At 66.7% G+C, this 2075-nt stretch carries 3 protein-coding genes and 1 tRNA gene; 2 read left to right on the top strand and 2 right to left on the bottom strand.

Going from position 1 to position 2075, the window contains the following annotated elements:
• The first annotated feature begins 254 nt into the window (after positions 1-254).
• Both FFS52_RS23485 and FFS52_RS23480 read left to right on the top strand, forming a co-directional pair.
• A complete protein-coding gene (locus tag FFS52_RS23485) occupies positions 255-620 on the top strand; it encodes a hypothetical protein (protein ID WP_068971552.1) in 366 nt (121 codons plus the stop codon).
• The gene (locus tag FFS52_RS23480) at positions 617-1039 is read left to right on the top strand and encodes a hypothetical protein (RefSeq protein WP_068971553.1); all 423 of its coding nucleotides are present in this window, start codon (positions 617-619) and stop codon (positions 1037-1039) included. The genes FFS52_RS23485 and FFS52_RS23480 overlap by 4 nt, the downstream gene beginning before the upstream one ends.
• A gap of 340 nt (positions 1040-1379) precedes the next feature.
• Here FFS52_RS23480 and FFS52_RS23475 read toward each other — a convergent pair.
• Positions 1380-1451 (bottom strand) — tRNA-Val (locus tag FFS52_RS23475).
• A 171-nt stretch (positions 1452-1622) separates the two neighbouring features.
• On the bottom strand, positions 1623-2075 hold a 453-nt coding region (locus FFS52_RS23470), incomplete at its 5' end, for a CPBP family intramembrane glutamic endopeptidase (RefSeq protein ID WP_137811079.1).

Below are 2075 nucleotides of genomic sequence, written 5' to 3'. Positions count from 1 at the left end.
GATGACCGCACCGCTCAGCACGACCACCTCGCCGACCCCGAGGGCCAGCGCCAGCGCCACCGTCATCCGGGCCAGCGCCGCCCCCTCGACCCGCCCGAGGACACCCGCCGCGACGCCAACACGCACCCCCTCGGAGTCATGGCATACTGCGAAAAACGCGCCTACCAGCGCAAACAATTAGTCAATTAGTGGAATACGCTGCCGCACAACACAACCCGGCACCGAACCCTCCACCAGCGCCGACGAGGAGCACTATGGCCACCACCGTCAGAGTCACAACCCTCACCCTCGGCACCGCCGGAGCCCTCGTCGCCTCGACGACCAGCGCCGAAGTGTTCCCGACCATGGCCAGCGCCAAAGAGCAGGCCGAAGCGCTCTACGGCCCGATCAGGTGGCGCCCGAGCGAGTCGACACGGTCCTCATGGGCAATCGGGACGCCCTCCGCGCGACCGTCCGCGTACGACCAGCGCATCGTTGTTGCGCCAGCGGCCAAAGGTGTCGCCGAGGTTGTAGAAGAGCTGCGCCGCCTCGACGCGCCGAACCTCGACGACATCCGTCAACGGGTCCTCTCACGACAACGGCCAGCGCCAGCACAACCGACCGAGGAGACCCCGGCATGACGACCACCCGCTTTGTGTACTCATCTCTGCTGGTCAGCAACGATGCCCGCCTACTCCGCGCGACCACCTCGGCGCTTCACCTCGACATCGGCTCTGCCGCCCGCGCATGCGAGATCAGCGAACCGCCCGAGCGGAGCGTCGATTGGTTGCCCGCGATTCTCGACCGTGCCGACCACCTCGTCGGTTTGGCCATCGACCACAGCCCCTCGGCCAGCGCAACGCCGTTCATCTCACCGCGACTTGTCCATCCGGCCAGCGCAACCGAATACGAGATCCGGTCTATGTGGGCGCATATCCGCCGGTCAGCGCTTTTTCTCATCGAACTCAACGAGTACCGGCAGGAACGCGGCCTAGAGGTAGAGGAGGCGCCCCGATTCGACACCACCCCAGCGCCAACCCCCACCTACCCTCGCGTATAGGGGCACTCAGTACCGGCCCAGTACTAGGCCCAGTACCCCCAACCCCAGCGCACCACCACACGCTTACGCACCACCACGCACACAAGCGCACCCACGCACCACCAGCCCCACCACCCACAGCCCAGTACAGCCCTCACGCGCCTACAGAGCCCAGAGCTAGGGCAGCCGGTACACACAGGCCAACAGCCCTCACACTCACGCACGAAGAGACTCAGGCCTTGGCAATGAGACCGCAGAGACCGCAGACATCGACCCGACCCCTCTAAGGTCCTGCGGTCCCACTGCGGTCCCACTCGACGAGCCGCATACCCTAGAAGGGTATCTACCTGCGGTTTTAGAGTGCGCGCAGTAGGATTTGAACCTACGACCGCTGGTGTGTAAGACCAGAGCTCTACCGCTGAGCTATACGCGCGTGCCGCGCTGACGAACGTGGCGCTGCGCACACGAATTTAGTCGCTCCGATGCCTGTCGCTCAAACCGGGTCTGGGTGGTCGGGTCGCCAGCCCTTCGAGGCTCGTCGCTTTCGCTCCTCGCACCTCAGGGAGCAATGGCGGTCGCTTCTCGCGGATCGGGGAGCGGAGGGTCAGGCGAAGACGGGCGGAAGGGCCAGGACCATCACCGCGCCCCAGATGACGTGGGTGATCGCGGGGGCCAGGACGCCGGCGGTACTGCGCCGCAGGATGGCGCAGACGGTGCCGAGGACCGCGCCGGCGAAGCCGAGCATCACGTTGCCGCTGGCCATGGTGACCAGCACGTAGATGACCGTCGACACGAGGATCGGATTGTGCGGGCGGGCCGCCGAGTAGACCGAGCCGCGGAAGAACAACTCTTCGGCGAGGCCGTTGAGCATGGTGATCGCGGTGACCACGGCGAGGCTGCCGAAGTCGGCGAAGGCCAGCACCTGGTTGGCGAGGTCGCTGACGCCGGGGATCATCCGTGCCGCCAGGCCGCCGACCACGAACGCGCCGCCCACGGCCAGGCCGACGACGACGCCGAGTCCGATCGCTCCGATCCGGTCGGGCGGGCGGCACGGATG

Origin of the sequence: Gordonia sp. ALPHA1B1, from assembly GCF_005502615.1 — a bacterium.
GTDB lineage: Bacteria > Actinomycetota > Actinomycetes > Mycobacteriales > Mycobacteriaceae > Gordonia > Gordonia hongkongensis.
The sequence above is the reverse complement of the archived record's forward strand: the minus strand, read 5'-3'. Positions and strand labels throughout refer to the sequence as shown.

What these genes read in the sequence shown, in the direction of transcription:
- FFS52_RS23480 (WP_068971553.1), top strand. Translation starts at nt 617, where the DNA reads ATGACGACCACCCGCTTTGTGTACTCATCTCTGCTGGTCAGCAACGAT.
- FFS52_RS23485 (WP_068971552.1), top strand. Translation starts at nt 255, where the DNA reads ATGGCCACCACCGTCAGAGTCACAACCCTCACCCTCGGCACCGCCGGA.